This is a genomic window from Nocardia sp. 852002-51101_SCH5132738 (assembly GCF_001665695.1).
Taxonomy (GTDB): domain Bacteria; phylum Actinomycetota; class Actinomycetes; order Mycobacteriales; family Mycobacteriaceae; genus Nocardia; species Nocardia nova.
This window is the reverse complement of the sequence record NZ_LZML01000183.1, coordinates 312,055-320,686: the sequence shown is the minus strand read 5'-3', so window position 1 is coordinate 320,686 and position 8,632 is coordinate 312,055. Positions and strand designations below refer to the sequence as shown.

The window sequence follows — 8,632 nt, the reverse complement described above, 5'->3', positions numbered from 1 at the left end:
CGATCCGCCCGGTGAAACCGATTCGCGCAGCCCAGCCGACCCTGCCCGTCCGCCGCCGGCCCCCGGGCGATCACCCCACCGGCTGACCGGACTGCGCGCCGCGGCGGCACTGGCCGACCTCGGCCTGGCACCGGTCGCCGCCGGGGTGATCGCCCGGCGCCGCGGCATGATGGCGCTGCTGGAGCGAGTCGGCGCCGACGACCGCGCGGTCCGCAGGATGCATCGCTTGCGGCGTGAATTCGGCAGCGGCCCGGTCGAACTGGTGCTGCCCGGCCGGCGGGTGCTGGTGCCGCTGGATCCCGCCGACGTCTCGCGGATCCTCGACGGCGCGCCGACTCCGTTCCATCCCGCCAATCGCGAGAAGATCGCCGCGCTGCGCACCTTCCAGCCGCACGGGGTTCTCATCTCCGAGGGTGCGGCTCGCGAACAGCGCCGGCGCCTGAACGAACAGGCGCTCGACACCGACCGGCCGCTGCACCACCTGGCCGATCCGTTCGCCGGGGTGGTCGCCGATGCCGCCCGCGAACAGATCCGCGCCGCGGTGCAGCGCGGCGGTCTCGACGCGGCGCACTTCACCACCGATTGGTGGCGGCTGGTGCGCCGGATCGTGCTGGGCCGGCGCGCCCGGGAGGACGACTCGATCACCGATCGGCTGTGGCGGCTGCGCGCGGCGGGCAACTGGTCCTATGCCGCGCTTCCGCATCGTCGCCTGCGCGAGCGCTTCTACGAACAACTCTACGACTACGTGCAGACGGCCGAAACCGACAGCCTCGCAGGCGCATTGGCGCAACTGCCGGCTGCAGGGGCGGTCGATCCGGTCGGCCAGATCCCGCATTGGCTGTTCGCCTTCGACGCTGCCGGTATGGCGACCCTGCGCGCCCTCGCCGTCCTGTCCACCCATCCCGAGCACCTGTCCCGTGCGCGGCTGGACGCGCACGAGCCCGAGCGCGCCATGCCGCGGCCCTATCTGCGGGCCTGTGTTCTGGAGTCGGTACGGCTGTGGCCGACCACCCCCGCGGTGTTGCGCGACACCACCGAGGACACCGAATGGGGCCGCGGCGCCGAGCGGTTCACCGTGGAAGCCGGTGCGGGCCTGCTGATTCCGGTGCCTGCCTTCCACCGCGACCCCGACCTCCTGCCGTTCGCGCACAGCTTCGACCCCGATATCTGGCTCGACGGGCGCGCCGAGCGGTATCCGCAGCTGGTGCCGTTCAGTGCCGGGCCCGCCCGATGCCCCGGTCGCGATCTGGTCCTGTTCCTCACCACGAGCCTGCTGGCGCATCTGATCGACGAACTGGATCTCGAGCTGCGCTCGCACCCGCAGCCCACCCCCGCGGCGGCGCTGCCGATCACCTTCGACAACTTCCGCATCGACTTCACCGCGCGGGCCCGCGCGCTCCAAGCGGCGCAGTCGCATTCGCCGGGAGGGAGGTGACGGTCATGCGTGTGGTCGTGGTCGGCGCCACCGGAAACGTCGGTACCGCGGTGGTCTCCGCGCTGGCGCGGCGTCCCGAGATCGACGCGATCGTCGGATTGGCCCGGCGGCTGCCGCGGCAACCGATCGACGGAGTGCGGTGGGCGCGTGCCGACATACGCTGCGACGATCTGCTCACCGAATTCCGCGGCGCCGATGTGGTGGTCCATCTCGCGTGGTTGTTCCAGCCGACGCATCGGCCGCTCGAGACCTGGCGCGCGAACGTACAGGGCACCGAACGCGTACTGCGCGCGGTCGCGCAGGCCGGTGTTCCGTCGCTGGTGTACGCGTCGTCGGTCGGCGCGTATTCCCCTGCGCACCACGATGATCCCGTCGGCGAGGACTGGCCCACGGAGGGCTGGCCTCCGGCCGGGTACATGCGAGAGAAGGCCTACGTCGAGCGTCTACTCGATCTGTTCGAGAACGAGCATCCGGACCGGCGCGTGGTGCGGATGCGGCCCGCCTTCACGTTCCAGCAGGCCTCCGCGAGCCAGCAGCGCCGCCTGTTCGCGGGCCCGCTGGTTCCGGGCAGTGTGCTGCGCCCGCCGCTGATTCCGGTGCTGCCCGTGCCGGCGGGTCTGCGGCTGCAGGCGGTGCACGCCGACGACATCGGCAGCGCCTACAGTCTCGCCATCGTCGACCCGAGTGTGCACGGCCCCTTCAACCTCGCGGCCGATCCGGTGATCGACCGCGCGAAACTCGGCGTATTGTTCGATGCGCCAACGGTTTCCGTACCACCTGGGGCCGTGCGAGCCGCCTTGGCAGTCGGCTGGCGCCTGCGCCTGGTCCCCGCCCCGCCCGACCTGTTCGACGCGATGATGCGCCTGCCGATCATGGATACCACCCGGGCCAGGCGCGATCTGGGCTGGACGCCGCGCATCGACGCCGTGTCCGCCCTGCGCGAAGTCCTCACCGGTATGAGTCACGGATCCGGCGGCGCCACACCACCATTGGCGTCCGACGCCGGCGGGCGGCTGCGGGTGCGAGAATTCGCCTCCGGTGTCGGCGGCACCGACCCGGTCGACCGCTGGGGCGCGGACCTGTGAGCGTCCCCGCGCGCCCCGACCACACGCTGAACCACGCGTTTCGCCACCGCGTGGCACCGCGTGTTACTTGCTACGAGAGACCTTGCCCCGAAGCCGAGTGTCGCTCGTTCCGCCGTACTCCTCATAGTGATAGGTCGCCGAGACCACCCGGCTACTGCCGTCCTCACACTTCGGATCACGCAGGCGAGTAAACGCGAACCCGCTGCCGGTACCGGGCTGATGCAGCAGCAATTCGGTTGCCGGCGGACCCGACCGAAACGGCAGCTCGTCTCGGAACGACAGCGCGGTCGGCGGGGTGGTTTCGACGCTGCCCGTGCCGTTACGCAGAGTGACCAGGACCCCGAACACGTTGTCCGGCCCGTTCTTCGGCGGAGACCACTGTGTCGCGTCGCCCGCATAGACGGTCGCCTGTCCCTCGTCCGTCCAGTCCGACACTTTCCTGCCGCAATGGGAGTTGGTGACGAGCCCGGCCAGGACACCGGACGGGGTGCCGCTGCCCGCGATCAGCGGCGGAATCGTGACCACCGCACCGACGAGAACGGCAACTGCCAGCGCTGCCCCGCCTCGCATCGAGGCGGAACGCGTCCGACCGGATCGGTTGCCGTACAGGTGCAAGAAGGCTGCCGTGAACGCTGCGGCAACGGCGAAGCACGCCGCGGCGACGCTCGTGTCGAGGCGTCCGGGTAGCTCCGGCTTGTAGTCGGACAAGGACAGCTCGGTTCCCACCCACTGAGCGAAGAAACTGGCAATCAGTCCACCCGCGATGGTGCCGCCAGGCGCGAACGGGTAGGGCAACAGCCCGAAAATGGCGGTGACGAACAGCACCGGGCTGATCACGAACAGGAACGGCCAATAGATCGAGAAGTTGACGGCGAATTGGCCACCCGCATCGAGATCCGGTCCCGAGAACAGTCCCCGCCCGATCGCCAGCCACGCCACAGCCAGCGCGCCGACGGCAATGACCTGCGCTGTGTACGCGAGACGGTTCAACCGATTCCACGATGCATCACGAGCAGACACCCGGTCACTATAGTGATTTCCCAAGCCGCAGCAGTGGGCGAATCGTCCCTTTCCCGTTCAGGAATCGAGCGCGCTGTCGGCGCGCCCGGGCACTTCGACCTCGTCCGGCGTCTTGTCCGGCCGCAAGCCGCGCCAGGACGGGTGGCGCAGGCGCCCGTCGCCGGTCCGCTCCGTGAACGACACCTCGCCCACCAGTTCGGGTTCCACCCAGATCGCGTCCTTCACCGGCGCCGCGACAGTGGGGGTCTGCCGCCGCAGCGGATGCAACCGGGCCTGGAGATCGTCGAGCATGGCCTGCGTGAAACCGGTCCCCACATTGCCGATGTAGACCAATTCCCCGGTCTCGTCGTGCACGCCCATGAGCAGTGAGCCGATGCGTCCCGCGCGACGGCCGGCGCCGGGCCGCCACCCGACGATGACGATCTCCTGATCGTTCACGTTCTTGACCTTGGTCCACAGCGGACTGCGCCGGCCCGGCAGATAGGGACTGTCGAGCCGCTTGCACACGATGCCCTCGAGCCCCAACCGTGCCGATTCGGCGAGCACATCGGCGCCGGTACCGGTCAGCCGAGGCGGGATGCGCCAGCTCGGGCCGCGCAGGCCGAGTTGTTCCAGCAGCCCGCGGCGTTGCTCGTACGGCAGGTCGATCAGCGGGCGGTCGCCGATGTGCAGCAGGTCGAAGATGAGGTAGGTGGCGGGTACCGAGCGCATCAGTGCGCGGATCATGGCCGGATTGCGCTGGTGCATCCGCGGTTGCAGGGCGGCGAAGGAGGTGCGGCCGTCGGCGGCGAAGGCGACGATTTCGCCGTCGACGACGATCGGCGGCACCGCGGGCGCGAGGTCGGCGAGCTCCGGCCAGGCGGCGGTGACATCGTTGCCGTTGCGCGAGATCAGCCGCAATTCCCGCTCGACGTAACCGATGGCGCGGATACCGTCGAATTTCACCTCGTACGCCCAGGCCGCACTGTCGGCGGGCAGAGCGCCGGCGGTCGCCAGCATCGCCGCGTATCGCGGCAATCCGCTCATGAGCGCCCACCTTTCGACCAAAGGCTATTTCTCGGCTACTACCCTGAAATCCTCCTCTTACAGCGACGATGACGCTGACATTTCAGTCACGACCCGATCTCGCAACCCGCCGATTGACCAGCCGAACGGCAATTTCGTATGGTTGTGCGAGCGACGATTCGAGGAACCCGGTGAAAATCCGGGACGGTCGCGCCACTGTGAGCGTTTCGCCGGGCGGAATGTGAGTCAGATACTCGGATCGCGTGGTAACCACCATCGAGCGGGGACGCGCAATCCCCGGAGGAGAGTCACATGGCGACGTCTTATGTTCCCCGGTCCGGCCTGGAGTCGATTCGGCTCTCCATTCCCACGACGGCCCTGTGGCTGGGCGGCACCACGCTCCTGGCTCTGCTCGCCCTCTACTTCATCGGCATCGATCAGGGCGCGGTCTCGATCTTCGGAGACGATATGCACGTGCACGAATTCGTCCACGACGCACGGCATTTCCTCGGCTACCCCTGCCACTGACCGCGGGATCGAGCCCCCACAATGGAAAAACGAATCATCGCCCGCGGTGTGCTGGTCGGTGGGATCGGCGGGCTGGCGGCCTTCGTCTTCGCGCGGATCCTGGCCGAGCCGATCATCGATCGCGCCATCGACTACGAGGGCGGGCGCGACGCGGCGCACACGACACTCGAAGCGGCCGCGGGACATTCGATGGCCGGCATGGAAGAGAGCGAACTGTTCACCCGGTCGGTGCAGTCGACCATCGGCCTCGGCTTCGGCACGGTCGTCTTCGGCGCCGCGATGGGCGCGCTGTTCGCGGTGGTGTACTGCCTGTTCATGGGCCGTGTCGGCAGTTTGAGCCCGCGCAATCTCGCACTGTGCGTGGCGGGCGGCATGTTCGGCGTGCTGTACGCCGTGCCGTTCCTCAAATATCCGGCCAATCCGCCCTCGATCGGCAATCCCGACACGATCGGGCAACGCACCGGTCTCTACCTGTCGATGGTGGTGATCGCCGCGGTCTGCGCGGTGGGCGCCGTGTGGCTGGGGCGGAAACTGCAAGCGCGCCTGGGCAATTGGACGGCGACCATCGCCGCGGGCCTGGCCTTCGTGGTGGTGGTGACCGCGATCGCGGCGTTGCTGCCCGCACTCGGGCATCTGGCCGCCAACCGGGCACCGGGCGACGCGGCCACCGAAACACCCGGGCCGCTCACCGATTCGAGCGGCCGGATCGTCTATCCGGGCTTCCCCGCCGACGATCTGTACTACTTCCGCTTCTATTCCCTTGCCGCGCAGGTCATTCTGTGGTCCGTCATCGGCGTGGGTTTCGCGACACTGGCGCCGCGGTTGTTCCGGCGCGCGGACGAATCGGCCGCGGCCGCGCCGGCAGCGGCGGTATGAGCGCGACCGTCACCCGGCTCACGTTGATCAGCCACGGCATGACCGAGGCGATGCGGACGGCCCGCTTCCCGGTCGATGAACCACTCGACGAGCTTCCCCGCGACGCCGCCTCCCCCGCGGCGCCGCGGGCCGACCGGGTCCTGGCCGCGCCGGAACTGCGGACCGCCGCGACCGCCACCCTGCTGGGTCTGCGGGCGACCACCGAACCCGCCCTGCGCGATCTCGACTGCGGCGAGTGGGCGGGCAGGCAGATGGATTCTCTCGACCCGGCCGACCTGATGGCCTGGATGTCCGATCCCGCCTACCGCGACCACGGCGGTGAAGCGATCACCGACCTGCTCGAACGGGTGCGTGACTGGCTCGAATCGATGGTCGCCGACCGAAGCCGGATCGTCGCGATCACCCATCCCGCCGTCGTCCGCGCGAGTGTGCTCCTCGCCCTCGCCGCGCCGCCGGAATCGTTCTGGCGCATCGACATTCCGCCACTCAGCGCCACCACACTGCACGGCCGCGGCGCCGCCTGGACCGTGCGGCACACCGCGAATCCGCTGTGAGCGGGCAGGTGTGCACCCGGCCACCTCAGTGCGACGCCGGCTTCTTCCCGACCAGATCGGCGAGTACGGCCGCCTCGCTGATGTCGATCCGCTTGGTGGCCGACAACAGAGTGAGCATGCCGCGCCCGGCGAGTTCGCGGAGGTGGTCGAGGTCGCCGGCGCGTTCCGGACTTCGGAGCTCCTCGCGGTAGCGGCGACCGAACTCGTCGAATTTGGCGGGATCGTGCCCGTACCAGGTGCGCAACTCGGTCGAGGGTGCGATCGTTTTGCACCACTCGTCGAGGTGGGCGTTCTCCTTGCTCATCCCGCGCGGCCAGAGGCGATCGACCAGCACCCGCATTCCGTCGTCGGGATCGGGATCGTCGTAGATCCGCCGGACCTGAACCCGCGGTCGTGCACTCGCCATCGCGCTGCTCCCTTCGGTCGGCCGTATCGTCCGGCACCCGCGGCGCGGGATCGCCGGTCCCCCGCTTCCCGCATTCGAGGGTAGTCACGGGAGCGGCGTCTTTCGCCGACTCGCCACGGCCGCTGCGCCCACCTCTGCCTACGCAGCCGTAGGTTACGGTAGCGTAGGTTGAATGAACGTCCCGACCTCGACCGCCGATCCCGTCGTTGCGCCCCCGTCGGTCGAATTCGACAATCGCGATGCCGTCTACGAGTACTACCGCACCCACCGCGCGCCCCGCACCCGCGCGCGCCTGTTCTACGCGATCACCGCGTATCGCAAACGTCCCACGGTCCGCTATGCGGACGGTGCCCGCGCGGCGATCCGGCAGCTGATTCGCGACAACCGCCGCATGATCATCGCGATCAACCATGTCAGCGTGGAAGATCCGCGCACGGTGGCCGCCTTCGCCTGGCGCAGCGTGTTCCGGCCGCGGATCGGCCATATCCGTGTGCTGGCCAAGGACGAACTGTTCACCGAGCCGGAGCAGCGGTCGCGCATCGACATCATGGGCGCCATCCCGGTGTTCCGCGGCAAGGACCACGGCCCACGCGCCGCCTACGCCGCCGGGCAGCAACTGATGGACGTCTGCGTCGGGCGCATGGTCGACGGTGACGACCTCGCGTTGTTCCCGGAGGGCACCTGCAACGAAACCGATCCGGCCCGCGTGCAGACCATCGGCACCGGCATCGGCCACATCGCCGCACGCGCCCGAAAGGCCGGGGCGGCACCGGTTTTCGTCTTCCTCGGCCTGACCTACGGCCCCGACGGCCGCGCCACGTTCTACCTCGACGAGCCGCTGCCGGATTTCCCGGATCGACCGGCCGAAATCACCCGGGTGGTCGGCAGCCGGATGCAGCGCGCACTCGACGGGGCGATCGCGGCCGTCCGGTAATTCGCTTCATCCGGCCGGCAGGGTGCGCACCCCCGACCCCGCGGCCACCGCACCCACCACCGCGCGGAAGAATTCGACATCGGTGGCGGGCGACCGCATGCCCACCGCCTCGAGCGCGTAGGCCTTGAAGGCTCGTGCCGCACGGGTCGGCACGTACTGCGTCGGCGAGGCCTGCGCGAACGATGCGTCGCGGTACTCCGTATCGCCCCAGAACCGGACATCGGTGCGTGCGCTGCCCAGATATCGGTGGGCCCACTCGCGCGCCGGTTCGACGAGTGCGGACAGATCTCCGGCGACCACGAAAGCATGCGGTATCGGCACCTGCCGCCGGCAGCGCAGCACACATCCGAGATCCAGGACGCCCAGCCCGAGAATCGTCAGCGGCCGGATGTCGCCGGGCGCATCGACCGCGACGGTGACCTCCCAGCCGGCGACCGCTCGGTCGAACAGCCAGCCGCCGGCGCGCGAGACGACCTCGACAGGATTGTCCGCGACCACGACCAGCTGATATCGCAGCGAGCGCCGGCCGGATTCGGCCACGGCGCATTCGCGCGGAGCTTCCGCCGCGTGGGCGTTCGTTGGGTACCGGTGCGACACAGCAGACATAGCACTTCCGTTCCGATCACAACCACCACTGCCTTCCCCCGCCTCGGGCGGCCCACATCGCCCGAGCAGAGACTAGTTTATTTTCCCCCAGCGGGAGAAAATATTGGCCGAACTCGTATCCATCCACCGGGCGTGTTGTCCGGACCCGCCGCCGGCAGCCGTAGCCTGAGAGGGGTGAGCGGC

The 8,632-nt window shown here is 69.2% G+C and carries 10 protein-coding genes and 1 riboswitch; of the genes, 6 read left to right on the top strand and 4 right to left on the bottom strand.

The features are described from left to right. The first annotated feature begins 82 nt into the window (after nucleotides 1–82). Nucleotides 83–1,435: a cytochrome P450 gene (locus A5789_RS28450; protein WP_064901385.1), complete on the top strand. Its 1,353-nt coding sequence runs from the start codon at nucleotides 83–85 to the stop codon at nucleotides 1,433–1,435. Between the two features lie 5 nt (nucleotides 1,436–1,440). After that, nucleotides 1,441–2,520, top strand: a complete 1,080-nt coding sequence (locus A5789_RS28445) for an NAD-dependent epimerase/dehydratase family protein (protein ID WP_064901387.1) — start codon at nucleotides 1,441–1,443, stop codon at nucleotides 2,518–2,520. A gap of 63 nt (nucleotides 2,521–2,583) precedes the next feature. On the opposite strand, the gene A5789_RS28440 is transcribed toward A5789_RS28445, so the two are convergent. Together A5789_RS28440 and ligD are read right to left on the bottom strand one after the other, a co-directional pair. Beyond that, nucleotides 2,584–3,540 carry a hypothetical protein gene (locus A5789_RS28440; protein WP_155525522.1) on the bottom strand — a complete coding sequence of 319 codons (957 nt, stop codon included), beginning with the start codon at nucleotides 3,538–3,540 and terminating at the stop codon, nucleotides 2,584–2,586. Between the two features lie 57 nt (nucleotides 3,541–3,597). Beyond that, nucleotides 3,598–4,566: a non-homologous end-joining DNA ligase gene (gene ligD / locus A5789_RS28435; RefSeq protein WP_063015552.1), complete on the bottom strand. Its 969-nt coding sequence runs from the start codon at nucleotides 4,564–4,566 to the stop codon at nucleotides 3,598–3,600. A 113-nt stretch (nucleotides 4,567–4,679) separates the two neighbouring features. Beyond that, a riboswitch (cobalamin riboswitch) is annotated at nucleotides 4,680–4,823 on the top strand. A 34-nt stretch (nucleotides 4,824–4,857) separates the two neighbouring features. Between ligD and A5789_RS28430 the strand changes: the two genes are divergently transcribed. Genes A5789_RS28430 through A5789_RS28420 form a run of 3 tightly spaced genes read left to right on the top strand, consistent with a single transcriptional unit; the run spans nucleotide 4,858 to nucleotide 6,503 of the window. Beyond that, nucleotides 4,858–5,073 carry a CbtB-domain containing protein gene (locus tag A5789_RS28430; protein WP_030513821.1) on the top strand — a complete coding sequence of 72 codons (216 nt, stop codon included), beginning with the start codon at nucleotides 4,858–4,860 and terminating at the stop codon, nucleotides 5,071–5,073. A 21-nt stretch (nucleotides 5,074–5,094) separates the two neighbouring features. Further along, a complete protein-coding gene (locus A5789_RS28425) occupies nucleotides 5,095–5,949 on the top strand; it encodes a CbtA family protein (protein ID WP_064901242.1) in 855 nt (284 codons plus the stop codon). Next, nucleotides 5,946–6,503, top strand: coding sequence for a histidine phosphatase family protein (locus A5789_RS28420; RefSeq protein WP_063015550.1), 558 nt, complete (start codon nucleotides 5,946–5,948; stop codon nucleotides 6,501–6,503). Before A5789_RS28425 ends, A5789_RS28420 begins: the two co-directional genes overlap by 4 nt. Nucleotides 6,504–6,528: 25 nt before the next feature. Here A5789_RS28420 and A5789_RS28415 read toward each other — a convergent pair whose 3' ends face one another. Continuing rightward, a complete protein-coding gene (locus A5789_RS28415; RefSeq protein WP_064901244.1) occupies nucleotides 6,529–6,909 on the bottom strand; it encodes a DUF488 domain-containing protein in 381 nt (126 codons plus the stop codon). A gap of 172 nt (nucleotides 6,910–7,081) precedes the next feature. Here A5789_RS28415 and A5789_RS28410 point away from each other — a divergent pair, with 172 nt between their 5' ends. Next, the gene (locus tag A5789_RS28410) at nucleotides 7,082–7,843 is read left to right on the top strand and encodes a 1-acyl-sn-glycerol-3-phosphate acyltransferase (protein ID WP_063015549.1); all 762 of its coding nucleotides are present in this window, start codon (nucleotides 7,082–7,084) and stop codon (nucleotides 7,841–7,843) included. Nucleotides 7,844–7,849: 6 nt separating this feature from the next. Here A5789_RS28410 and A5789_RS37500 read toward each other — a convergent pair whose 3' ends face one another. Beyond that, nucleotides 7,850–8,449, bottom strand: a complete 600-nt coding sequence (locus tag A5789_RS37500) for a hypothetical protein (RefSeq protein ID WP_193615444.1) — start codon at nucleotides 8,447–8,449, stop codon at nucleotides 7,850–7,852. Nucleotides 8,450–8,632: the final 183 nt, after the last annotated feature.

Coding starts and splice junctions, on each gene's coding strand:
- ligD (WP_063015552.1), bottom strand. CDS start 4,566: ATGAGCGGATTGCCGCGATACGCGGCGATGCTGGCGACCGCCGGCGCT.
- A5789_RS28410 (WP_063015549.1), top strand. CDS start 7,082: ATGAACGTCCCGACCTCGACCGCCGATCCCGTCGTTGCGCCCCCGTCG.
- A5789_RS28420 (WP_063015550.1), top strand. CDS start 5,946: ATGAGCGCGACCGTCACCCGGCTCACGTTGATCAGCCACGGCATGACC.
- A5789_RS28430 (WP_030513821.1), top strand. CDS start 4,858: ATGGCGACGTCTTATGTTCCCCGGTCCGGCCTGGAGTCGATTCGGCTC.
- A5789_RS37500 (WP_193615444.1), bottom strand. CDS start 8,449: ATGTCTGCTGTGTCGCACCGGTACCCAACGAACGCCCACGCGGCGGAA.
- A5789_RS28425 (WP_064901242.1), top strand. CDS start 5,095: ATGGAAAAACGAATCATCGCCCGCGGTGTGCTGGTCGGTGGGATCGGC.
- A5789_RS28415 (WP_064901244.1), bottom strand. CDS start 6,909: ATGGCGAGTGCACGACCGCGGGTTCAGGTCCGGCGGATCTACGACGAT.
- A5789_RS28445 (WP_064901387.1), top strand. CDS start 1,441: ATGCGTGTGGTCGTGGTCGGCGCCACCGGAAACGTCGGTACCGCGGTG.